The organism is Amycolatopsis sp. NPDC102522, from assembly GCF_055584485.1.
The window spans coordinates 125,754-148,355 of record NZ_JBVJLY010000005.1 but is presented as its reverse complement, the minus strand read 5'-3'; the positions used below and the strand labels follow the sequence as shown (position 1 = coordinate 148,355).

20 protein-coding genes are annotated in these 22,602 nt (G+C 68.8%); 7 read left to right on the top strand and 13 right to left on the bottom strand.

Annotated elements, in window-relative coordinates; translation table 11 throughout:
• Window positions 1-80: 80 nt before the first annotated feature.
• Window positions 81-1,283, top strand: a complete 1,203-nt coding sequence (locus tag ACZ6YV_RS15990; RefSeq protein ID WP_465510288.1) for a sensor histidine kinase — start codon at window positions 81-83, stop codon at window positions 1,281-1,283.
• A gap of 7 nt (window positions 1,284-1,290) precedes the next feature.
• Here ACZ6YV_RS15990 and ACZ6YV_RS15985 read toward each other — a convergent pair whose 3' ends face one another.
• From ACZ6YV_RS15985 to ACZ6YV_RS15955, 7 genes are all read right to left on the bottom strand, one after another.
• Window positions 1,291-1,632, bottom strand: a complete 342-nt coding sequence (locus ACZ6YV_RS15985) for an RNA polymerase-binding protein RbpA (protein WP_364031925.1) — start codon at window positions 1,630-1,632, stop codon at window positions 1,291-1,293.
• A gap of 65 nt (window positions 1,633-1,697) precedes the next feature.
• The gene (gene secG, locus ACZ6YV_RS15980; RefSeq protein ID WP_005152283.1) at window positions 1,698-1,928 is read right to left on the bottom strand and encodes a preprotein translocase subunit SecG; all 231 of its coding nucleotides are present in this window, start codon (window positions 1,926-1,928) and stop codon (window positions 1,698-1,700) included.
• Between the two features lie 140 nt (window positions 1,929-2,068).
• A complete protein-coding gene (gene tpiA / locus ACZ6YV_RS15975) occupies window positions 2,069-2,854 on the bottom strand; it encodes a triose-phosphate isomerase (protein ID WP_465510287.1) in 786 nt (261 codons plus the stop codon).
• Entirely contained in the window at window positions 2,854-4,062 is a 1,209-nt protein-coding gene (locus ACZ6YV_RS15970; RefSeq protein WP_465510410.1) for a phosphoglycerate kinase, read from the bottom strand. The genes tpiA and ACZ6YV_RS15970 overlap by 1 nt, the downstream gene beginning before the upstream one ends.
• Before the next feature lie 9 nt (window positions 4,063-4,071).
• Window positions 4,072-5,076: a type I glyceraldehyde-3-phosphate dehydrogenase gene (gene gap / locus ACZ6YV_RS15965; RefSeq protein WP_465510286.1), complete on the bottom strand. Its 1,005-nt coding sequence runs from the start codon at window positions 5,074-5,076 to the stop codon at window positions 4,072-4,074.
• A 178-nt stretch (window positions 5,077-5,254) separates the two neighbouring features.
• Window positions 5,255-6,442 (bottom strand): winged helix DNA-binding domain-containing protein, encoded by a 1,188-nt coding sequence (locus tag ACZ6YV_RS15960; protein WP_465510285.1) that lies wholly within the window; start codon window positions 6,440-6,442, stop codon window positions 5,255-5,257.
• A gap of 648 nt (window positions 6,443-7,090) precedes the next feature.
• Window positions 7,091-7,519 carry a nitroreductase family deazaflavin-dependent oxidoreductase gene (locus ACZ6YV_RS15955; protein ID WP_465510284.1) on the bottom strand — a complete coding sequence of 143 codons (429 nt, stop codon included), beginning with the start codon at window positions 7,517-7,519 and terminating at the stop codon, window positions 7,091-7,093.
• Between the two features lie 87 nt (window positions 7,520-7,606).
• Here ACZ6YV_RS15955 and ACZ6YV_RS15950 point away from each other — a divergent pair, with 87 nt between their 5' ends.
• Entirely contained in the window at window positions 7,607-8,545 is a 939-nt protein-coding gene (locus tag ACZ6YV_RS15950) for an AraC family transcriptional regulator (protein WP_465510283.1), read from the top strand.
• Here ACZ6YV_RS15950 and ACZ6YV_RS15945 read toward each other — a convergent pair.
• From ACZ6YV_RS15945 to ACZ6YV_RS15925, 5 genes are read right to left on the bottom strand one after another with little or no spacing between them, the layout of a single operon-like run.
• Window positions 8,529-8,942: a PIN domain-containing protein gene (locus ACZ6YV_RS15945; RefSeq protein ID WP_465510282.1), complete on the bottom strand. Its 414-nt coding sequence runs from the start codon at window positions 8,940-8,942 to the stop codon at window positions 8,529-8,531. The genes ACZ6YV_RS15950 and ACZ6YV_RS15945 overlap by 17 nt on opposite strands.
• Window positions 8,932-9,198, bottom strand: coding sequence for a type II toxin-antitoxin system Phd/YefM family antitoxin (locus ACZ6YV_RS15940; protein ID WP_093934251.1), 267 nt, complete (start codon window positions 9,196-9,198; stop codon window positions 8,932-8,934). The genes ACZ6YV_RS15945 and ACZ6YV_RS15940 overlap by 11 nt, the downstream gene beginning before the upstream one ends.
• Before the next feature lie 53 nt (window positions 9,199-9,251).
• The gene (locus ACZ6YV_RS15935; protein ID WP_465510281.1) at window positions 9,252-13,727 is read right to left on the bottom strand and encodes a coiled-coil domain-containing protein; all 4,476 of its coding nucleotides are present in this window, start codon (window positions 13,725-13,727) and stop codon (window positions 9,252-9,254) included.
• Window positions 13,728-13,742: 15 nt separating this feature from the next.
• On the bottom strand, window positions 13,743-14,483 hold the full coding sequence (locus ACZ6YV_RS15930) for a hypothetical protein (RefSeq protein ID WP_465510409.1): 741 nt from the start codon (window positions 14,481-14,483) through the stop codon (window positions 13,743-13,745).
• Window positions 14,484-14,539: 56 nt separating this feature from the next.
• A complete protein-coding gene (locus ACZ6YV_RS15925; protein ID WP_465510408.1) occupies window positions 14,540-15,994 on the bottom strand; it encodes a hypothetical protein in 1,455 nt (484 codons plus the stop codon).
• A 109-nt stretch (window positions 15,995-16,103) separates the two neighbouring features.
• Between ACZ6YV_RS15925 and ACZ6YV_RS15920 the strand changes: the two genes are divergently transcribed.
• The 5 genes from ACZ6YV_RS15920 to ACZ6YV_RS15900 all read left to right on the top strand — a co-directional run bounded on the left by ACZ6YV_RS15920 (window position 16,104) and on the right by ACZ6YV_RS15900 (window position 21,942).
• On the top strand, window positions 16,104-16,541 hold the full coding sequence (locus tag ACZ6YV_RS15920) for a PPOX class F420-dependent oxidoreductase (RefSeq protein ID WP_465510280.1): 438 nt from the start codon (window positions 16,104-16,106) through the stop codon (window positions 16,539-16,541).
• A 534-nt stretch (window positions 16,542-17,075) separates the two neighbouring features.
• Window positions 17,076-19,580, top strand: a complete 2,505-nt coding sequence (locus ACZ6YV_RS15915) for a PQQ-dependent sugar dehydrogenase (RefSeq protein ID WP_465510407.1) — start codon at window positions 17,076-17,078, stop codon at window positions 19,578-19,580.
• Between the two features lie 214 nt (window positions 19,581-19,794).
• Window positions 19,795-20,397 (top strand): RICIN domain-containing protein, encoded by a 603-nt coding sequence (locus ACZ6YV_RS15910; protein WP_465510279.1) that lies wholly within the window; start codon window positions 19,795-19,797, stop codon window positions 20,395-20,397.
• Window positions 20,398-20,399: 2 nt separating this feature from the next.
• Window positions 20,400-21,389 (top strand): hypothetical protein, encoded by a 990-nt coding sequence (locus ACZ6YV_RS15905; RefSeq protein ID WP_465510278.1) that lies wholly within the window; start codon window positions 20,400-20,402, stop codon window positions 21,387-21,389.
• Between the two features lie 43 nt (window positions 21,390-21,432).
• A complete protein-coding gene (locus ACZ6YV_RS15900) occupies window positions 21,433-21,942 on the top strand; it encodes an NUDIX domain-containing protein (protein ID WP_465510277.1) in 510 nt (169 codons plus the stop codon).
• On the opposite strand, the gene ACZ6YV_RS15895 is transcribed toward ACZ6YV_RS15900, so the two are convergent.
• A complete protein-coding gene (locus tag ACZ6YV_RS15895) occupies window positions 21,917-22,528 on the bottom strand; it encodes a TetR/AcrR family transcriptional regulator (protein WP_378237821.1) in 612 nt (203 codons plus the stop codon). The genes ACZ6YV_RS15900 and ACZ6YV_RS15895 overlap by 26 nt on opposite strands.
• Window positions 22,529-22,602: the final 74 nt, after the last annotated feature.

Below are 22,602 nucleotides of genomic sequence, written 5' to 3'. Positions count from 1 at the left end.
TTGTTCGTTCCTGCGCGTCCCGATCGGGCGAAGAACACGTCTCACCATTCAAGTCCACAAGACGAGTGAGGTCGCCAGCGATGAGCACAGAGGGTCTCTCGATGCCAGGTATCTCGGTGGGCGGCTCCGGAGCGGACGCCGCCGACCGGATGCGCCGTGCCGCCGGGGTCATGTCGTTCGCCAAGATCAAACGTCCGGCGCTGGTCGCGCTGGGCATCGATACGCTCGCGATCTTCCTGGCCGCGCTCGACGTCTGGCTGGTGATCCCCGAGAAGGCCCAGCCGTACTCCATCTACCTGTCCGGCGCCGCGTGCCTCGGCCTCGCCTTCCGCCGCAAGCTGCCGTTCCTCGCGGTGATCGTCACCGTCCCGGGCTTCCTGGCGGGCTGGTCGCAGCTGGCCGCGATGATCGCGCTCGGCTTCCTCGCCACCCGCAAACAGATGCACTGGCAGACCTGGACCGGGTTCGCGCTCGTCTTCACCTGCCGGTTCGTCCAGTGGCCGCTGGCCGACTTCGTCGAGCTCAGCTGGCGCGAACACGTCCTGGACGGGATCTACGGCGTCATCGTCGCCGGGATGCCGGTGGCCATCGGCCTGCTCATCGGAGCACGGACCGAGGTCTCGCAGAAGCTCGCCGAACTGGCCGCCAGCCGCGACCGCGAACGCCGCTTCCACGCCGACGCCGTCCGCGCGGAAGAGCGCGCTCGTCTCGCGAGGGAGATGCACGACGTCGTCTCGCACCAGATCACGCTGATCGCGATGCAGGCCGGCGCGCTGCAGGCGCAGACCTCCGACGCTCGTTCGCTGGAGACCGCGCTGGTCATCCGGAAGCTGAGCACGAAGACGCTCGAAGAACTGCGCTCGCTCGTGAGTGTGCTCCGCTCGGGCTCCGAAGAAGACGGACCGCGGCCGGGGATCAACGAACTCGACCGGCTGATCCGCGGCTCGGACGTCCCCGTGCACCTCACCGTCGAGCGGATCCCCGACCTCCTGCCCAGTCAGGTTTCGGCGGCGGCCTACCGGACCGTGCAGGAATGCCTGACCAACGTGCACAAGCACGCACCGGGCGCCACCGCGACCATCCGGATCCAGGGCGAGCACGGTTCGCTCAAGGTCGAAATACGCAATGAGCGCGCCCGGACCGCCGGTGCGGCCCTGCCCTCGGGAGGGCACGGGCTGACCGGTCTGGCCGAACGCGCTCGACTGCTGGGTGGGAGCTTCGAGACCGCCGACACCGAGGACGGCGGGTTCCGGGTGCGTGCCCGGTACCCGCTCGACCGGTGAGCGGCTCTTAGATCTCCCGGCGCTGGCGCAACCGCTCCAGCGCCTCGGCGAGGATGGCCTCGCCGTCGGCGTCGGAACGCCGTTCCTTCACGTACGCCAAGTGGGTCTTGTAAGGCTCGGTCCGCGGCGCCGCAGGCGGGTTCTTTTCGTCCTGCCCACCAGGGAGTCCGCAGCGCGGGCAATCCCACTCGTCGGGAATCTCGGCGTCCATCGAGAACGAGGGCTGCGCCTCGTGCCTGTTGGCACACCAGTAGGAAATGCGGCGCCGCGGCGCCGACTCACCCCGTTCCGATTCGCCCGAAGGTCCGGCACCCACACGGGTGCCCCGAATCGCGTTACCGCCAACCATGAATCCTCACACCTATAGGGATCGGCGGCGCGCCCCCCATAGGCACGCCGAAACACCTGGATCGATCAGACCTTGAGCAGGAGCCCGAGGCCGATGATGCTGATCAGCCACACCGCGCCCAGCAGCAGCGTGATCCGGTCGAGGTTCTTCTCGGCCACGCTCGAGCCGGACAGGCTCGACTGCATACCGCCACCGAACAGCGAAGACAGACCGCCACCACGGCCGCGGTGCAGCAGCACGGCTACCACCAGGAAAAAGCTGGAGGCGATCAACAGGATTTGCAGGAACAGCTTCATGTCATCCTCTGCGCTCTTGGAGAATGCAGGAAAACGGTGTGCCACCGACAGCTTGTGACTGTCAGAACACACCGTACTCCTGGACTCGTCCACTGCTGTGTGACGGACCGGATACCCAGGTTACCCGGTAGGTGCCCCGATCAGGGCAGGGGCCCGCCCGCGGCGAGTGCGCAGAGTTTGGTGAACTCGTCACCATCCAGGCTGGCACCACCGACGAGTGCACCATCGATGTTGTCGCAAGCGACGAGGTCGCTGATGTTGTTGGCCTTGGCCGAGCCCCCGTAGAGGACACGGACCGAGGACGCGACCTCGGCCCCGTACTTCTCGGCGAGGGTGGCGCGGATGGCTCCGCACACCTCCTCGGCGTCCGCCGGGGTCGCGACCTTGCCGGTCCCGATGGCCCAGACCGGCTCGTAGGCGACGACGACGTCCATGACCTGCTCGTTCTTGAGCCCCTTGAGGCCCTCGACCAGCTGGGTCGTGGTGTGGGCGATGTGCTCGCCGGCCTCGCGGACCTCGAGCTTCTCCCCCACGCACAGGATCGGCGTGATGCCGTGCTTGAGCGCGGCCTTGACCTTCTTGTTGACCAGTTCGTCGGTCTCGCCGTGGTACTCACGCCGCTCCGAGTGCCCGACGGTGACGAAGCTGCAACCCAGCTTCTTCAGCATCAGGCCCGACACGTCACCGGTGTAGGCACCGGAGTCGTGCGGCGACAGGTCCTGGGCGCCGTAGGTGAGCGACAGCTTGTCGCCGTCGGTCAGCGTCTGGACGCTGCGGATGTCGGTGAACGGCGGCAGGACCGCGACGTCGACCTTCGCGTAGTACTTCTCCGGCAGGGCGAAGGCGATCTTCTGAACCAGCGCGATGGCTTCGAGGTGGTTCTGGTTCATCTTCCAGTTGCCGGCGATGAGCGGTTTGCGCGCCACTAGTCGTTCTCTCCCAGCACAGCGACTCCGGGCAGTTCCTTGCCCTCCAGGTACTCCAGCGACGCTCCGCCGCCGGTCGAGATGTGCGAGAAGCCGTCTTCCGGCAGGCCCAGCTGCCGTACGGCCGCGGCGGAGTCGCCGCCGCCGACCACGGTGAAGGCGTCGCTCTTGACCAGCGCTTCGGCCACGGCACGGGTGCCACCGGCGAAGGACTCGAACTCGAACACGCCCATCGGGCCGTTCCAGAACACGGTCGCGGAATCGGCCAGCTTGCCCGCGAACAGCTCACGCGACTTCGGGCCGATGTCGAGACCCATACGGTCGGCCGGGATGGCCGTCGCGTCGACGACGTCGAACTCCGCGTCGGCGGCGAAGCCCTTCGCGGCGAGGACGTCCACCGGCAGGATCAGCTCGACACCGCGCTTCTCCGCCTCGGCGAGGAAGCCACGGACCTGGTCCAGCTGGTCCTCCTGCAGCAGCGAGTTCCCGACCTCGTGGCCCTGGGCCTTGAGGAAGGTGTACGCCATGCCGCCGCCGATGAGCAGCCTGTCGACCTTGGTCAGCAGGTTCGCGATCACGCCCAGCTTGTCCGACACCTTCGCGCCGCCGAGGACGACGACGTAGGGCCGGGCGAGGTTCTCGGTGAGCTTCTTGAGGACCTCGACCTCAGCGAGCACCAGACCACCCGCATACGCCGGAAGCGCACGGGCGATCTCGTAGACCGAGGCCTGCTTGCGATGCACGACACCGAAGCCGTCGGAGACGAACGCGCCGCCGGGGACGAGCGCGGCCAGCTCGGCGGCCAGTTCCTGGCGTTCCGCCTCGACCTTGCTGGTCTCGCGCGCGTCGAAACGCACGTTCTCCAGCAGTGCCACCTGACCGTCGCTCAGCCCCGCGACGGTGGCCTTGGCGGACTCGCCGACCAGGTCACCCGCCAGCGGGACGTCGACGCCGAGCAGCTCGGTGAGCTTCGCGGCGACGGGCGCGAGCGAGAACTTCGGGTCCGGCTCGCCCTTGGGACGGCCGAGGTGCGCCGTGACGACCACCTTCGCGCCCGCCTCGGCGAGGCGCTTGAGGGTCGGCAGGGCCGCGCGGACGCGGCCGTCGTCGGTGATGGTCTCCCCGTCGAGCGGGACGTTCAGGTCGGAACGTACGAGTACGTACCGGCCTGAGACGTCCCCGCTCAGCAGGTCTTCGAGGTTCTTCAGCGCCATCGGTCAGGAAAGCTTGTTGCCGACGAGCTTGACGAGGTCGGCGAGGCGGTTGGAGTAGCCCCACTCGTTGTCGTACCAGCCGATGACCTTGACCTGGTTGCCGATGACCTTGGTCAGCGGCGCGTCGTAGATGCAGGACGCCGGGTCGGTGACGATGTCGGCCGAAACGATCGGGTCCTCGTTGTAGCGCAGGATGCCGGACAGGGGGCCCTCGGCGGCGGCCTTGTACGCGGCGTTGATCTCCTCGAGGGTCGCGCTCTTGGTCAGCGTGACGGTGAGGTCGGTGGCCGAGCCTGTCGGGATCGGGACACGCAGCGCGTAGCCGTCGAGCTTGCCCTGCAGCTCCGGCAGGACCAGGCCGATGGCCTTGGCCGCACCGGTCGAGGTCGGGACGATGTTCAGCGCGGCGGCGCGGGCGCGGCGCAAGTCCTTGTGCGGCGCGTCCTGCAGGTTCTGGTCCTGCGTGTACGCGTGGATGGTGGTCATCAGGCCCTGCTCGATGCCGAACGAGTCCTGCAGCACCTTGGCCAGCGGGCCGAGGCAGTTCGTGGTGCAGGAGGCGTTCGAGATGATGTTCTGCGAGCCGTCGTACTTGTCGTCGTTGACGCCCAGCACCACGGTCAGGTCCTCGCCCTTGGCGGGCGCGGAGATGATGACCTTCTTCGCGCCGCCGGCCAGGTGCGCCTTGGCGGCGTCGGCGTTGGTGAAGAAGCCTGTCGACTCGACGACGACGTCCACGCCCAGGTCGCCCCAGGGCAGGTTGGCCGGGTCGCGCTCGGCGAGGGCCTTGATCGTCTTGCCGTCGACGACGATGCCCTCGTCGCTGACGCTGACCTCGCCCGGGAAACGGCCGAGGATGGAGTCGTACTTCAGCAGGTGGGCCATGGTGGCGACGTCGCCGAGGTCGTTGAAGGCGACAACCTCGATGTCGTGACCGGCGGCCTGCACGGCCCGGAAGAAGTTGCGGCCGATGCGGCCGAAGCCGTTGACACCTACGCGAACCGTCACTGCTGCCACTCCCTTGAGACTCGTCCGGGATCGCCCCGGTAAGACGTCCTTTACTCGGGCGCAACCCTAGCGTGCGTGCTCGGGCGACCCTCTTTGCCCTGACGAGACTTCCACCACTCGGTGGGTCAGGTCAAGAATCGATTAAGTGCATCGCTACCAGGACGTCTTGGGGAAACTCTCAGCTTCGTTGTGCTAGCCGCCGCTCCAGCGGGGTGCGCATCCGTGGCGTGACTCGCACCTCTCCGAACCACTCGGCCAGGTGGTTCGCCTCCGCCTCGACGGCCCGTTCGACGTCCGCGCCGACGTCCTCCAGGAGGTGGTGGACGACCTCGCCGTCCGGACGCTGCGCCCAGCCGCCGACGATCCGGCCGTCGGCCCAGACGGTGGGCCCGATGTTGCCGGTGCCGTCGAACAGCGGCGCGCGGTGCGGGCCGAGGTACCAGTCCCGCTCGATCCAGCCCATCGACGTCGGGTCGAGGGACGGGAGCAGCGCGACCCAGGGCGCGGGCTCCGCGACCGGCTCCAGATCGTCGGCGAGCACCACGCCGGGGACGCCGTCGAGGTCGACCTCGATCGGCTGAACCACGGCGAGCGCCTTCTTCGTCTGCCCGACCGTCCAGCCCGTCCACCACCGCAGGTCCGCGATCGGCGCCGGACCGAAGGCGTAGAGCCACCTGCGGGCGAGCTCGGCCCTGGCCTCGTCGGCGTCGTACTCGGCGATGCCCTGTGGCAGCCAGTCCGCCATCGGGGCCCAGTAGTGCTGGCTGCTGATCCAGCTCCCGCGCGGGCGGCCGCGCACGATGCGGCCGTCGACCGCGAGCTGGAACAGGACCCTGCTGGTGACGTTGGCGATCGCCTCGTACGGCTTTCCCTTGGACATCACGAGCTGCTGTTTGAGGCGCGGCTCGTCCTGGGAAAGCTGTTGCGCCGTGGCGGATCCGCGGGCCTTCAGCGCGCGCTCCGTCGCGTCCTCGACCTCGGCCAGCCAGTGTTCCGGCTCGGGCACGTTCTCCGGGTGGCCTTGCGTGCCGAGGTGCTGTTCGAGCAGGCGGCGCTGCTTCTTGGCGATGTCCGCCGAGCACGCCGCCTGGACCAGGGCCGCGTTCTCGTGCCCGAGCACGAAGACGGTGCGGCGCATGCCGAGCATCCGCACCAGCGTGCGCTCCTCGTAGAGCGCGTTCTCCAGATCCGTGACGCCTTCGCGCTTGGACCGCGCCCACGTCGAGAGATGGACCGTCGCCGGGTCCGTGGCGTGCAGCGCGACGACCGCGTCCGCCACGGCGCCCGCCGACGGGGCGGGCACGGCGAGGTGATGGCGCGTGGCGAGCCGGGCGCGGCGCTGCCGGACGTCGATCTTGGGGGTCACGGATCGGTTCTACCACCGGCCCCCGACAAAACCGCCGGGTCGCGGGGGTCGTGAGTGGCGATTCGTGTTCTATTGAGGGGTAAGGCAAACCTGGCGTGTTTGTGGACGGTGTCGGTGACGCTGCGCGACACCGGGCCTGTGGCGTCGACTGTGTGGATTTTGGTGCGTTGGATGACCAGAAATCCACACAGTCCTGTCGTGACCGGACCGGTCACGACAGTCGGACAGGGGGTGTGTGGAAATAGGGACGCTCAACGTCCCTATTTCCACACACCCCTCACCCTGAGTGACAACTCGCGCCCTCGTCGACCCGACACCTTTGCCTTACCCCTCAATAACCCGATTTACCACTCACGACCACCCCGGCCCGGCTCTACCCTGACCGACCCGTTCCCGGCTCACAGCCTGCACGAAGACGTGACTCGCGTGATTGGTTCCCGCACTCGCGTGCTTGGAGCCGGAACTCACGTGACTGGGTGCCGCACTCTCACGTGCGGCGTCTGATCACGCGAGATCCGCCTCTGATCACGCGAGATCCGCGTCTGATCACGCGAGATCCGCCTCTGATCACGTGAGTGCGGTGCCTGATCACACGGGACTCCATCACGTCCGAATGCGCCGCCTTCTGCTTACCCCTCGATAAGCCGGTTAGACGCGTTCCAGTTCGAAGACCGGGATGACCCGGGTGGTCTTGCTCTGGTACTCGGCGAACTGCGGCATGACGGCGGACTGCCTGCCGTAGACGTCGTCGCGCTCGGCGCCGGTGAGCACCCGCGCGCGGACCGGGAAGGTCTCCGTGCCGAGCTCGACCTTGGTGTCCGGGTGGGCCACCAGGTTGTGGAACCACGCCGGGTTGTCGTCGGCGCCGCCCTTGCTGGCGAAGATGTAGATCCGGTCGCCCTCCAGGAGCGGGACGAGCGGCGCGATCCGCTCCTTGCCGGACTTCGCGCCGGTGTGGTGGACGAGGACGAGCGGGAAGCCCTCGAACATGCCGCCCGCCTTGCCGCCCTTCTCGCGGAACTCGGCGATCACGCTGCGGTTGATCTCGTCGAAGTCGAATTCGATCGTTTCTGCCATGACCTCGATCATATGGCGCATCGGGTGACCGTATCGATGCCTGAAATCGCCATGGGCATATCCGTCTGTCGCACTATCATCGATGGCATGGACTTGTTGGCCGAAACCCTCGCGGTGGGTGGCGTCCGGGGCGCCGCCGGAGCCCGCATCGAGGGGTCCGGACCGTGGGGGATCCTCTGGCATCGCATCGCCGGCGCGGCCTTCTACGCCGTCACCTGCGGGACGGCCTGGCTGGATCTGCCGGGTCACCCACCGCGGCAGCTCATGCCCGGCGACGTCGTCCTGCTGCCGAACGGCCAGGAGCACACTCTTCGCAGCGCCCCGGACGCCCCGGTCATTCCCAAGCTGTGCACGGCGGCGGAGAAGGCACGGGACTGCGGCGGGGTGCTGCGTCTCGGCTCCGGGGAGGTGCAGACCCATGTCCTCGGCGCGTCCTACGACTACGACCCGGCGGTGTCCACCCAGGTGCTCGCCACCCTGCCGGATCTGGTGCACATCAGCGCGAACCGCGGCGGCGACGGACTGGACGACACCGTCCGATTGCTCTCGCGGGAATTGGCCCGTCCGCAGATCGCCACCGACTTCGTCCTCAACCGGCTCGTCGACATCCTCCTGGTCCAGCTGCTCCGCGTGTGGCGGACCGAAAAACCGGCCGAGGCGCGGGGAACCTGGCTCGGCGTCCTGGGTGATCCGCTGATCAGCGTGGCACTGGTCAAGATCCACGAGGCCCCGGCGAAACCGTGGACCACCGATCTGCTCGCGGCGGAACTGGCGACCTCGCGCAGCACGCTGACACGCCGCTTCCGCGAAGCCACCGGCAGGACCCCCGGCGATTACCTGACCCAGTGGCGGATGGACCTGGCCGCGGTCCGGCTCCGTGACACCGGCGAAACCGTGGACAGCATCGCCCACGCTGTCGGCTACACGTCGGTGTACGCGTTCAGCCGGGCCTTCCGGCGCGCCCGCGGCCAAGCACCCGGGCAGTACCGCACCTCGAGCCGCGAGGGGCTCAGGCCGGCCGGGTGACCGGAACGACGTCGAGAAGTTCTTTCAGGCCTTCGAAATCCTGCGGGTTCGTCGTGTAGAGCGGCATCCGGTGCGCGATGGCGACACTGGCGATCATCAGGTCGGCCACCCGGCGCCGGGGCGTCCTGCCCATCGCGAGCACGGACGCCGACACCCTGCCGAAGATCCGTGCGGCCTCGGTACCGAAAGGCAGCGGATCGAACTCCGACTCCACCCGTTGCAGTAGATCCGTGCGCCGGGCTCGTTCGGCCGGGTCCTCGGCGTAATGCGGACCCGCCGACAGTTCGGCGAGCGTGATCGTGCTGATCGACATCAGATCCGGCAGCTGGGCATGATCGATCGCCCGCCGGAGGATGAGGATGTTCGTGTCGAGCAGGCCGTGGACCTCAGCGGCCATAGGGATCGTCCGCCTCCCCTTCGAGAGCGTCGTCGAGGTCCGCGCGGAACCTGTCCGGGTCGATGAGCGGAGCGTTCGCCGAGACGGCGGCGAACTGGTCACGGGAAACGGCGTGCCGCCGACACAGCGGGACCAGCTGGGCGATGGGCGAGCCGCTACGGGTCACGGTGAAGCTTTCGCCGTGCTCGACCGCGTCCATGATCTCGCCGGACCGGTTCCGGAGATCACGTTGAGAGATCTCGTGCTGAACGCTCATACCCGCACTCTAACACCTTGTGCCCCGCCGTGCCACCGCGTGCCACATCCCTCTCAGGCTGTCTCCTCTTCCTGCTCAGGCTCTTCTGAAGGCCGGGTGAACAGCCGCGTCGCCGAGAGCCGCGCGACACCGTCCGGCTCCCCGAGTTCGTCGGTCGCGTTCCGGATCGTCGCGTCGACGGACAGGTACTTGCGGCCCGCCCGCAGGTCCGCGTCGTTGCGCAGCCGCACGATCAGCGGGAACTCGCTCAGCGCGCCGGCGTCGAACAGGCCGGTCGTGTAGATCAGCTGGACACCCAGCGCCTCGGCCACCGCGCGCTGCAACTCCAGCAGGTAACCCGCCGAAGCGCGGCCGATCGGGTTGTCGAGGAACAGCACGCCGGAATGCCGGTTGCGGGCCTTGCCGCGGTTGTTCGCCCGCAGCGCCGCCAGGGTGCAGTACAGGATGATCGCCGCGGTCAGCTGCTGCCCGCCGGAGAACACGTCCCGGATCTCGGAAACGCGCTGCCGTTCGGTCCGCAGCACGGAGTCCGGCTTCAGCATGTCGACCCGGAAACCCTTGGGCGCGGCGGCCTGCACGCCGCGCAGCACGAGCGAGAGCCCGTCCCGCTTGACGTCCCGGCCGTCGGAGGTCTTCCCCACCGCGGCCTCGTCGACGACCTCGCCCAGTTTCTCGGCGAGCACGTTCTCTTCGAGTTCGGTGAAGCGGATCCGCAGGAACTCCTGGCCCGACCAGTCGCCGAGACCGTCCGGCAGCCGCGAAACCCGTTGTGCCGCGCGGAGGGTGCGCAGCGCGCCGTCGACCATGCCCTGCAGGCGCGTGATGATGCCGCCACGGTGCCGGTCGATCTGCGCGAGATCGTCGGTGAGCGTGCGCAAGCGCGGCCGCAGCGCCTCGGCCCATTCCGCCGCGTGGGCGGGCAGCTGGTCCCGGCGGACCGAGATCACCTGCTGGCGCACCGGCGTGCTGAGCTTCTCGAACCGCTTGTCCGTGGCGTACTGCGCGAGCTGGTCGGCCGCGGCCCGCACCCGGCGGTCGCCCGCGTCGGCCGCGTCCTGTGCTTCGGTGAGGGAGGCGTTGAGCCGGGAGTGCTTGGCCCGCGCGGATTCGACGTCGCCGTCGAACGCCGTTTCGTCGTCCTCTTTGGACAACAGATGCGCCATGGACTCGGCCAGCAGGCCGAAGCCGGACGCGGACGTCTTGGCGGACTCCAGTGTCGCTTCGGCGGCGGCACGGCGTTCCTGGAGCTCCTCCCATTTCCGCGCGGCGGCGGACACTTCGAGGCTGGCGTCGTCGATCAGCGCGAGGCCGTGCTCGATGTCCTGCGGCCGCGCGTCGGAGGAGATCGCGGCGAGCGCTGAAGGCTGTTCCGGAAGCTGGCTCAGCTCGGCCTTGCGGGTCGCGACGAGGCCGACGATCTCGGTGCGCTCCTCCTCCAGCACCGCGACCGCCCGGTTCGCCCGCGCCTGCGCCGCCGCGCGTGCCGAAGCGTCGGAACCGTCCGGCGTCTCCAGCAACGTCGAAGCCCGCTCGCGGACGGCTTCGTCCAGCGCTTCGACGGCCGCCCGCGCGGACGCCTCGACGCTCTCGGCCTGGTCGAGTTCGGCGCGGAGGTCACTGCCGACCTCGACCTTCGCATACGCCTCGGACGCCGACGCGAAAGTACGCCGCAGCGCGTCCACCGGCTCGGCGGGCGCGGGATCGTCCTCGGTGACGTCGCTCGATCCCGGGACCTCGGCCAGTTCCGACTTCGCGGTCGTCGCCGTGCGCCGGTGCCCGTCGGCGGTGCGCTGTTCCTCACCGGCCTGCTCACGCAGCCGGGAAGCCTTCACCGCGGCTTCGGACGCCGTCGCCTCGGCCCGCTCGGCGGTCTCCGTCGCGCGCTCGACGTCGTCCGTCCACTCGGGAATCTTCGCGGCGCGTGTGGCGAGTGTTTCCAGGCCACGCGCCCGCTCCCCCGCCCCGGCCGAAGCCGAGCGCAGCTCGGGAACCCGCTCCCGCAGCCCCGTCGCCTTCTCACCGAGCCGCTGGAACTCCTTTTCCGCCTGCTCCAGCGCGGTCCGCGCGGTCTCGTGCGCGGTGCGCGCGTTCTGCAACTGCTCGGCCAGCGTCGCGATGCTCCCGGGCGGGTAGTCCTCACGCCAGGTCTTGAGTTTCCAGGACAACGCGCTGTCGTCGGTCAGCGACGTCGCCAGCGCTTCCAGGCGGCGCTGCCGTTCCGCGTGCCGGAGCGCGATGGCCTCGCGCTCGGCGTCCGCGGCTTCCTCGTCGTACATCGCCGGGTTGGGCGGGACGAGGAATTCGATACCGGCCTCGCCCGGCAGGCGGTCGGCCGTGGTGGCCCCGGTCGTGGCGACCGGGATGATCGTGGTGGGCAGCAAACGCCGCTCCGCCAGCACCTTCTCGGCGAGCCGGACCTGCTCCGGTTCGTTCAGCAGGATCCCCGAGACCAGCTGGGGCGCGCGGGCCAGCACGGCCGCCCGCTGCTTCTTGTCCAAAGTAGACAGGTAGCGCCAGCCAGACCACGCGTTCATCCCGGCGGCTTCCAGCGCGTCCAAGGCGGCCTGGACCTCTTCGGTGGCGGGCAGGAGGCCGCCGGAGCCGAGCGCGTTCAGCGCGCGCTCGTCGACGGATTCCTCCATCCGCAACGCGGTCTGTTCCTTCTCCGCGGTCGAACCCGCCTCGCGAAGCCGTTCCAGCAGCACCGGGAGATCCGTCTCCAGCGCGACGTCGTCCGCGCCGAGGAGTTCGCTCAGCCTGGGTTCGACGGCGAGCGCGTCGGTGCGCCGGTTGGCCCTGTCGAGTTCCTCGGCCGCGCGCTCCAGCCTGTCGTCGGTGGAGCCCGCGAGCCGGTGCGCGTCGTTCACGGTGACCTGCGCGGACCGCAGATCCTCGGCCACGCGTTCGAGTTCCTGTTCGCGGCGGGCGAGTTCCGCGGCGGTCGTCTCGACCTCGGTCCGGGCCACGCGCGCCGCCTCGGCGACGTCGGCCCCGGCCTTGAGCGCGCCGGACCGGACGGTTTCCGCGATCTCCTCGCGGATCTCGGCGATCCGCGCCGCCAGTCCACGGGCCTCCGCCCGGCGCGAGGCGGCGAGGTTCGCCGACTCGTCCCGTTCGGCTTGCGCCTTCTCCGCTTCGGCACGCAAGGCGCCGACATGCGCTTCGGCCTTCGCGGCCTGATCGGTCGCGTTCTTGGCCAGTGCCAGCAGGCCCCGCGCGAGCGCGGCGGCGGCGGTGTTGCGCGCCTGCAGCGCCGGCTGCGCCTTCTGCTCGCGATTCCCCACCAGCTCCCGGAAATCGCGGGCCTTGCGGGCGGCGTTGAGGTGGTTGAGCACGGTGGCGCATTCACGCCAGGCCTCGGCGGCGGTCTTGGCCTCGGCCAGTTCGCCGTCGATCCGCTTCTTGCTCTCCGACGCGTCGTCGAGCCGCAGTTTCCCGACCAGGCGCCGGAGTTCGGTGACCCCGGCGGTGAGACGGCGATGGTCGCCCTCGGCCAGTTTCTCCGCCGACTTCACCTCGTCGACGTGCTGATCGAGCCCGCTCAGCCGCTCGTTCTCCAGCTTGTCGCGGGCGGCGACCTGACCGGCCAGCGTCCGCATCTCGGCGCGGGCCGCGTCGGCGAGCTTCCGCGACGCGGCGGCGACGCCCTCCTCCTCCGCCAGCGGCGCGAGCAGGTCGAGCGCGCCCGCGACGAAGTCCCGCTCCGACAGCAGGTCCCCGCGCTGGGCGAGATTGTGCGCGTAGGTCGCCACGACCTCGGCGAGATCCTTCGGCTCCTCCTCCGAGAGGACAGCGCGCAGCAGGAACTCGACGAAAGCCTCGTCGGTGCTGAACGCGAAGGCGTCCGCCGCCTCGCCCTCACCGGCGTTCATCGCGCGCTGGTACCGGAAAAGCTCGGTGTCGAGGCCGAGGCCGTCGAGCCGGGACGTCCACTCGTGGTGGCGCCGGGTCCAGAACAGCTCCAGTTCCGGCTCGCCGCCGTGCACCTTGTCGAGCTGGTCGTGGAAACCGGACATCGTCAGCAGCCTGCCGTCCGACGTCAGCGGCAGCGTGTCCAGATCGAGCGACGGCGTGGGGCGGAAGCAGTACCAGGAGTCGGCGAGGTTCTCCGAATCCGCCGACACCACGTGCCCGCGCCATTCCGACACCTTGCCGGTGATCACCCGGTGCCCGGTCTCGACCTGCAGCCACTCCAGCACGACGTGCGAGACGTCCTTGGCGGCGACGAACTTCTCCAGCACCTTCGTGTTCGTCGTGCCGACGACCTGGCGGCGGCCGGGCAGCATCACCGAGAAGATCAGCTTGATCAGGACGGACTTGCCGCCGCCGTTCTCCAGGAACAGCACACTCGCCGGCGACGGGCGCCGCGGCGGCCCCTCCCCCGCCAGGTGAATCCCGGCGCTGAACAGCGCGTCCTGCTTGGGCGCGGTGATGGCCGCCCCGACGCCGCTGAAGTCCAGCACGACGTCCTGGTACCGCGCGCCCGCCGGACCCACCGAATGCAGGCGAACCCGCGAAAGCTCGTACATCTCTTGAGTCCCCTTTTACAGCGTGTCCGAAGCGGCCGCGCGCAGCGTCCCGTCGCCGTTGGCGACCGAGACCACGTTCAGCTCGAGCAGATCGTCGAAGGCCGCGTCGGCGGCGAGTTCGCGCACCTGCACCTGATAGCGCGGTGTCGTGCGGTAGGTCCCGCCCTGTTCCCCGCTGACCTGGACGAGAAAGCCTTGGTCGGCAAGGAAACGCAGGGCCCGCGCGACCATGCCGCGAGTGGTGTCCGACGCCAGCCTGCCGTCCTTGGTCGCCGCCGCGGCCGGACGCCGGGCGTAGGCGCGCCAGGCCTGTTCGAGTTCGGGCGCGTCGGCCAGCGGGTCGTTGTTGGCCTCGGCCTCCACCGCGCGCTCGTCGAGGATCCGGCAGGCCTCGCGCACCATCGCGTCCACCTGCTCGACGCTGACGCGGCCGATGTAGGTGTCGTTGGCCAGGTCGTCCGGACGCGGGTAGCCGAGCGCGGCGGTGGCCAGGTGGACGAGCCCGTGCAAGACCTTCTCGGTCTCGCGGCGTTCGCGGATCTTGCTCTGCCGCGCGTAGCTGTCCATCTTGATCTCGAAGACGGACTCGTCGGTCGCCGCGAGTACGGCACCGGCCTGGAGGTTGACCTCCAGCACCATCAGCCCGAGCCCGGCCGCGACAGCGTGCGTGAGCTGCTTGAACGCCCTGTCCTCGCCGTAGCGCCGGACGAGATCGCCGTAGACGACGTCCCGCGACGGCAGCTGCTTCGGGCGCATGCCGAACGAGACGAGCCGGGCCGCGGATTCGACGTCCCCTGTAGAAATCGGCGTCGTCACGCGACCTCCTCCTCTTCCTGATCCTCACGATCGACCCTGGCCGACGAAAGCAGCAGATCCGCTCCGCCGAACTCGGGGTCTTCGAGCAGCGTGCCGTCGTCGACGGCCAGCAGCACCTGGCGTTGCCCCAGCCGCAGCGCCGCGCCGACCTCGGGACTGTAGGCGTGCACCGCCCGCAGCGCGACCAGGGCGGGCAGCCCCGGATCGATCCGGCGGGCCTCTTCGAGCAGCCCGGACAGCCGTCGCGGCACCTCCGGCAGATCGAGCAGGTCGTCGGCGAGGCGCCACTGCTCGTCGCCGAAGCGGTCGGTGACGTCGGCGGGCATCAGCTCGGGTTCGGGGATCTCGCCGACGAGCTGGTCGCGTTCCGGTGCCGGGCGCAGCAGCAGCGACACCAGTGAGGACAGCGACGGCACGGGCGGCGGCGTGATCCCGGCGACGGCGTGGAAGAACGACTCGGCGGGCGCGACGGCCTCGGCGATCGGCAGGCCCAGCGTCGGCATCAGGAGCTGGCCGAACAGGTCGATCGTCGCGCGCTGCGGCGGCCCGGAGAACTGCTGGCGGTCCTGTTCGGCGCGGAACACCGCTCCGGCGTCGGCGAGCCTCGACTGCAGCCGGGTGTGGCGGCGGATGCAGTCGCTGACGATGTCGACGAGTTCGGCGGCCCGGCGTTTGCGGTCGAGGTCCTCGGTCTCGTCGCGGGACGCGGTGATGTTCTTGAGGATCGCGTTCTCGGCGCGGAAGCGGGACTCGATATGGGACAGCGCCTGGTCCAGCAGGTCCGGGACCTCGCGCTCCCAGTCGACGGCGCGCACGTCACGCCGGGTGGCGTCGAGTTTGGCGCGCAGCGTCTCGCCGTACTGGACTGTCCGGTAGCGGGCCTGCTCGGCGGCGAGTTTCGCGTCGGCGAGGCGGCCGCGGCTGATCAGGTTCTCCAGTTTGACCTCGGCCGCGATCTGGGCGGATTCGACGTCGGTGTCCAGCGCGCCGACGAGCACGTTGATCGCCTCGTCGGTGGCGCGCAGGTAGACCTCGCCGTCGGGCGCGGCGAGCTCGACGAGCAGCTTGAAGTCGAACTGACGGCGCTGGTAGCCGCCGCCGGGGCCGATGGAGCCGTAGACGCGGCGGAACCCGCGGTCGGTGGTGCCGACGTTGATCAGGTTGTCGAGGACCCAGCGGGCGACCTTGGCGTGCTCGTCCGGCGTCCGGCCCGGCGCCTGGAGCGCGACGAACGGCAGCAGCCGCCCGATCACCTGTTCGTGGTCGGCGCCGGTGTCGAAGTCCATCGACACGGTGACCTGGTCGATCGTGTGCAGGGCGATCTCGGCCATCTGGTAGATCGTGGCGTCCGCCCAGTCCAGCTTCGCCTTGCGCGCGTCGAGGTCGTGCAAGGGCGCGGTGCAGGCCAGCGCCTTGAGGCGGCGGGTCAGCCCCTCGTCGGCCAGGCCCATCCCGGTCAGCTCGTCGTCTCGCACAGCAGGCCAGGCTAGTCGGCACCCCCGACACCCCGCACGGGTGACCGGGGTGCCCGGCGCTCCGGGCGGCGGTAGCGTCTGGTTCATGCGTGAAATGAGCCGGGACGAATGGTGGGGCTTCGCGAGCGAGGGCACCCGCACGGGCATGCTCGGCCTGGTGCGCGCCAACGGGGCGGCGATCGTGACGCCGGTGTGGTTCCTGCTGAACGAGGGGCCTCACGGGGACGAGCTGATCTTCACCACCGGTACGGACACGCTCAAGGGGAAGGCGCTGCGGCGCGACACTCGGCTCTCGCTGGCCGTCGACGACCAGAAGCCGCCGTACTCGTATGTGCAGTTCACCGCCGAGGCGGAATTGCACAGCGACTACGACGAGATGCTCGAATGGGCGACCAAGCTCGGTGGCCGGTACATGGGCGCGGACAAGGCCGAGGCCTACGGCAAGCGCAACGCCGTACCCGAGGAGTCCTTGGTGCGAGCCAAAATCGTGAAAGTGATCGCGCGAGCGGACATCGCCGGCTGACGCCTCCCTTCTTCCTGACCGTCCTTGAGGGACTCTTGCCGGGACGCGATCGGGGTCGCGAGTGGCAAGTGGTGTTCCAGTGAGGGGTACGGCAAGCGTTTCGGGCTGCTGAAGGGGACTTTCGTCGCATCGCACGTGGGGAAGGTTCCCTTCAGCTCACCCCCGCGGGGTCCCAGTGCCCCAGGCCCGCGCTACGCCACTGTCGTGAAGGCCCCGACCCCGGGAAGCCTCCAATGTGACGTTTGCCCACCCCGCATCCAGAGGACTGATTGCGTCGAAAGGTGTCTCCGTCCCGCTGACCGCGACACCGGGCATCACACTCCGTGAGGGTCTTCCTCGACTATTGACACGCAGCACCCACTGGTGTGTGATCTGAACCATAGATAGGAAAGTTTCCTAACTAAAACTCCGCTCCCGCCGGGTCCCGCCCGGTCCGCCGTTGCACCCTCCCCGACCCCGACTTCACGCATGGAGGCTCCAGTGGCACCCCGACCACCGTGGCGCGCGCTTCTCACGTGTGCCGCCGCGACGGCGATGACCTTCGCCGTCCTGCCGGTCCTCCCCGCCGGCGCGGCACCGATCGACCTCGAATCCGAAGCCGCGACGATCTCCCAAGGCGCCGTCGAAAAGAACCACGCGGGCTATTCCGGCACCGGGTTCGTGAACTTCGACAACGTCGTCGGCAGCTATGTCGAGTACACGGTGAACGCCGCGCAGGCCGGAACCCAGACGCTGACTTTCCGCTACGCCAACGGAACCACGGTCGACAGGCCGGTCTCGCTGAGCATCAACGGCACGTCCGCCGGGACGTTGTCCTTCCCCGGCACCGGTGCGTGGACCACCTGGAAGACGGTCACGAAGGACGTCGCGCTCGCCGCCGGGGCCAACAAGATCCGCACCACCGCGACGACCGCTGAAGGCGGCCCCAACGCGGACAAGCTCACCGTGAGCGGAGTGGCCGACGCCGAAGCGCCGACCCCCCCCAAGAACCTGGCAGCCAAGGACGTCAAGGCCCGTAGCGCCACCTTCACCTGGGAGGCCGCGACCGACAATGTCGGCGTGGTCCGCTACGACGTCATGCGCGGCGGCAACGTCCTCAAGAGCGTCGACGGGAACACGCTCACCGCGACCGTCGACAACCTGCAGCCGAACACCGCCTACGACATCTCCGTCGGCGCCTTCGACGCGGCCGGAAACCCTTCGCAGCAAAGCAATGTCGTGCAGTTCACGACACCGTCCAGCGGTGACACCACACCGCCGACCGTGCCGGGGAACCTGCGCTCGACGTCGGTGACCGCGAACAGCGTCTCCTTGGCGTGGAACGCTTCCACGGACGACAGCGGCACCATCGCCGGCTATGACGTCTACCAGGGCACCACGAAGGTCGCGACGACGCCCTCGCTCGACGCCACGATCACCGGACTGACGGCGAACACGTCGTACACGTTCACCGTGAAGGCCCGCGACCTCGACGGCAACGTCTCCGCCGCGAGCACCGCGCTGACCGCGAAGACGAGCGGGAACGCGGGCGGCGGGATTCCCGAGTACGACAAGGACATCACGAAGGCCGACCTAGCCTGGTCCGTCGACTTCCTGCCGGACGGCAGCGCGCTGGCGACCGAACGGGACCGGTTCGAGATCCTGCGGATCACGCCGTCGGGCGAGAAGACGACCGTCGGCAAGGTTCCCGGCGCTGTCGGCACCAACGGCGAAGGCGGCCTGCTCGGCATCGCGATCTCGCCGAACTACGCCAGCGACCACTCGATCTTCCTGTACCACACGGCTTCCGGCGACAACCGGATCGTGAAGATGACCTACGAGAACGGAAAGCTGTCTTCGACGTCGGCTCCTGTGCTCACCGGGATCGCCAAGAACCGTTACCACAACGGCGGAAGGCTGCGCTTCGGCCCGGACGGCAGGCTCTACGTCACCGTCGGCGACGGGCAGAACAAGGAAACCGCGCAGAACAAGGGCTCGCTCAACGGCAAGATCCTGCGGGTCAACCCCGACGGCTCGGCACCGGGTGACAACCCGTTCTTCTCCACCGGCGGCAACGCCCGCTACGTCTGGAGTTTCGGGCACCGCAACCCGCAGGGCCTGGCGTGGGACTCCCGCGGCCAGCTGTGGGCTTCGGAGTTCGGCGACGGCAAGCTGGACGAGCTCAACCTGATCCAGAAGGGCGGCAACTTCGGCTGGCCCCAGTGTGAAGGCACCGACGGCAGCTGCGGTGGCACGGTCGCGCCGAAGAAGACCTGGCCGACCAGTTCCGGCGGGCCGAGCGGGATCGAGATCGTCAACGACTGGATCTACGTCGCGGCCGTCACCAGCGAGCAGCTCTTCGCCACGCAGATCAACGCGGCGGGCAACGGCGTCGGTTCGGTGCAGTCGCTGTTCTCCGGCCGCTGGGGCAGGCTCCGCTCGGTCACCAAGACCCCGGACGGCGGTCTGTGGGTCACCTCGACCAACGCGGACAAGAACGGCGGCACGCCGAGCGGGATCGACAACGTGGTGGTGCGGCTGAAGTTCCCAGGTGCCTCGCAGCCGGGAGCGTTCAAACTGGGCAGTTCCGCGTTCGCCGACAACGCCACCATCCCGGACAAGTACACCTGCGCCGGTGACGGCACCGCGGGCCAGGACACCTCCCCGCCGCTGGCGTGGGGTGCCGGGACCACCAATGCCAAGGGATACGCGGTCGTCTTCGCCGACGTGGCCAACAACGGCAACAAACTGCACTGGGCGATCTGGGACATCCCGGCGTCCGCGGCGTCGCTGTCCGAAGGTCTGGGAGCGGGTTACACCGTCCCGAACCAGAACGGCGCCAAGCAGAAGGCCATGGGCAGCGGGGCGAACTCGCAGAAGTACTTCGGCCCCTGCCCCGGCGGTTCCAGCCATCCCTACACGTTCACGCTCTACGCGTTGAACACGGCGACGGTGCCGGGCTTGTCTTCGTCCTCGACGATGGCGCAGATCGAGACGGCGATCAAGAACGCCTCGACGGCCAACGTCAAACTGCGCGGCAAATCCCAAGCCGCGTCCTGAGTCACGGCCGGGGTGTCCGGAGCGGCGCCGGGCACCCCGACCGTATCCAGTGTGAACTGGAGAGACGCCATCCCGTCCGGGATTTCCCGACGGGGTGGCGTTTTCGTGGGAAACAACCTCGTTGACGCTGTCCCTGCCGGACGGCAAGATCATGGTCAGCAGGTTGTCCTGGTCGGGGCCCAGTAGAGACACCTGCGGTGAACTGGGGAGAAAAATGCGTAATCTCAAGCGATTCCTCGTGTCCATGACCGTGCTCGCCGGATTCTCGGCGCTGTTCGGCGCGCCCGCCGCACAGGCGGACCAGCGCATCGACATCGGCCGGCTGTCGCTGCGGCCCGTCAAGATCCACGGCGTGGGTATCGCCGCTCAGCAGCAGGCGTACCTGATCGGCCCGGCGTCCGACGAGAGCCGCTGCCTGGACGCGGATCTGGGCACCATCAACGGAAACGGCACCAAGGTCCAGCTGTGGACCTGTCTCATCCAGCCGGACAACACCTTCCCTGCCAACCAGGGCTGGTACGTCACCCAGATCCCCGAGGGCCACTACCGCTTCCAGAACGCCCAGAGCGGGCGGTACCTGGACGCCGACCTCGGCTCGATCGACCGCAACGGCACCAAGATCCAGCTCTGGGACTACCTGCCCGCCGCGTCGAACCAGTGGTTCTCGGTCACCGAGAACCCCGAGGGCTTCCTGCGCCTGCAGAACGTGCGCAACGGCCGCTACCTCGACTCCGACCTCGGCACCGCGGGGCGTGACGGCGGCGTCGTGCAGCTGTGGGACTTCGTAGCGGGCGCCAAGAACCAGTGGTGGTTCTGAGCATGTCCGCCGGGCGAAGGCTCGTCGTTCTCGGCGCGGTCGTCCTTTCGGCGCTGACAGGGGTCCAGACGGCGCAGGCCGCGTCCGGACCGGACGCGGCCCCCTGTCACTGGTACCAGACCAAACTGCCGATGCCTTCCGGGATCGACTACGCCTACATCAACGGCTCCGCCGGGACGGAGTGGATCGTCGGGAGCGGCAGCAACCTTCCCGAACCCGGCCGCGGGATCGTCTGGCACAACGGACAACCCAGGATCATGCTGCGCTTCGCCGATGCCGCTTGGAACGAGACCCGGGACATCAACCGGAACGGGGCGGTCGTAGGAGCGAAGTTCGACGAAGCGCACAACGCCACTCCGTACGTGTACCAGTCGTTCTATCGATGGCTTCCGGAACCCTCGTTCGGGGAAACCTATGCCACCCGGATCAACGATCGCGGGGACATCACCGGTTTCGTGGACGTCGCCGGCAAGACACAGATCGTCTACTGGCCGTCGGGTGGCACGGGTTACCGGATCCTCGGTGACGGGTTCCCGGTGGGGATCGACGAAACGGGACGTGTGGTGGCCTCGACCGGCGAGATCTACCACGCCGACGGCACCCAGGGCAGGCTTCGGCTCCCTGACGGTCTCACCCGGATTGTCGCGTCGCAGTTCGACGAAGGGGTGACCGCCGGCCACGGCTTCGATTCGGCGGGCGGCCGGGTGGCCTTGGTGTGGGACGCCGTGGGCAACGTGGTCTCGACCATTGCCGGCGCGACCGCGAAGGCCGCCAACGCCAACGGGATCGTGCTCGGGTTCCGCGGCATCAACGCGGGGGATTCGGCGAGCGTATGGCGTAACGGGGCGGACGAGGCCAAGATCACCGGCGCCAGGCCGGGTTTCTCGGACGAACCCCACCCCTTCGGCGCGGACGCCGCCGTGACCGCGGACGGTGCGATCATCGCCACGCCGACAGGCTTGCCGGAGCCGTCGTTCTGGCGCTGCTCGTGAGTTCCTGATGTCCGGTCCTTCACCGGCCGCTAAGCTTCGGCCGGTGAAGGACTGGACGTTCTGCCCCCGCTGTGGCGACCGGACAAGGCTCGCCGGCGAAGGCGAAGAAACTCATGCCGAGTGCCCCGCCTGTGGCTTCACCAAATACGACAACCCGCTGCCGACCACGGTCGGTCTCATCCTCGACGACGACCGGATCCTGTTGCTGCGCCGGGAACACGAGCCCCGGAAGGGCAGCTGGGACACCGTCGGCGGCTTCCTCTCCGGCGCCGAGACCGCCGAGGAGAACCTCGTCCGCGAAGGACTCGAGGAGATCGGCTGCGAGCTCCGGAATCTCCGGTTCGCCGGATCGTATTCGTCGGTTTACGGCGACACCGGCCTGAAGACGATCGGGCTCGCCTTCACCTGCGAACTCCCGCCGGAAGCGGAAATCCTGCTGTCGGAAGAGAATTCCGAGTACGCCTGGTTCCCGCTGGCCGACCGGCCGCCGCTCGCCTTCGCCGACTGCGAGGCAGCGGCCGCAGCGCTCACCAGCCGAACAGGTTCCGCATGATCCGCGAGCACCGTTCGGTCATCGCCGCGGCGTCCTGATCCGGCTGGTCGATCCACCAGCTGATGAGTGAATCGACCACCCCGGTCCACACCTGGGCGATCGCCTCGATGTCGCGATCGTCGTCCAGTCCCCGCGAGTGCATCAGCTGGGCGGCGCCGATCAGCGCGAACCCGTCGAGCCGGTAGCGGTAGTCGACCGCGACACCGGCGATCTCACCGGTCGAAGGCACCGTCGAGTCGCGAAGCAGCTTCCACGCGTACCTGTCGTTGTCGAACGTCTCGAAAATGGCCGAGAGCACCGCGAGCGGCATCCCTTCGGGCGGCGCGCCCTCCTCCGCCATCGTCTCGGCGACCCCTTCGGTCAGCCTGTCCCCCGCACGGTGCAGGCAGGCGAGGTACAGCCCGTCCTTCGAACCGAAGTACTGGTACAGCAAGGGTTTCGTGACACCGACCCGGCGGGCGATCTCCACCATCGACGCCCCGGCGTACCCGTTCTTGCCGAACTCCTCCGTCCCGGCGCGCACGATCTGGGTTTCCCGCTCTTCACGGGGCACCCCCTTCGTGCCGACGGCCCTTGCTTCAGTCACGGCGGGTATCTTACCCTGAGGTAAATGACCCTAGGGTAAGTTACCTTACGGTCAGATCACGAGACCTGGAAGAG